The following is a 363-nucleotide window of genomic DNA, read 5'->3' on the forward strand; positions in this document are numbered from 1 at the left end:
CACAGACGCGGGATGGAGCAGTCTGGTAGCTCGTCGGGCTCATAACCCGAAGGTCGTCGGTTCAAATCCGGCTCCCGCAACCAAACATCAAAATAGGCTACTCGAAAGAGTGGCCTTTTTTGTGCGCGCTTGTTTTGCGTGTGTACGCAAATTGTAAGACAGAAAAATCGTTGTCCTGCGCGCACTTACCGCACGTGGTCGGCGTGCAACGGGCTAATTCACACTAATTTGACCCATCGGCCCATTAACGGTTGACACCTCGGCGTTGGGCTGTAGAATGCCGCCCACAGACGCGGGATGGAGCAGTCTGGTAGCTCGTCGGGCTCATAACCCGAAGGTCGTCGGTTCAAATCCGGCTCCCGC

1 tRNA gene is annotated in these 363 nt (G+C 55.9%); it reads left to right on the forward strand.

Annotated features, from left to right (window positions below):
• The first annotated feature begins 6 nt into the window (after nt 1-6).
• Nucleotides 7-83 (forward strand) — tRNA-Met (locus AACV02_RS28525).
• Nucleotides 84-363: the final 280 nt, after the last annotated feature.

This window comes from Pseudomonas sp. Larv2_ips (assembly GCF_963879675.1).
Lineage (GTDB): Bacteria > Pseudomonadota > Gammaproteobacteria > Pseudomonadales > Pseudomonadaceae > Aquipseudomonas.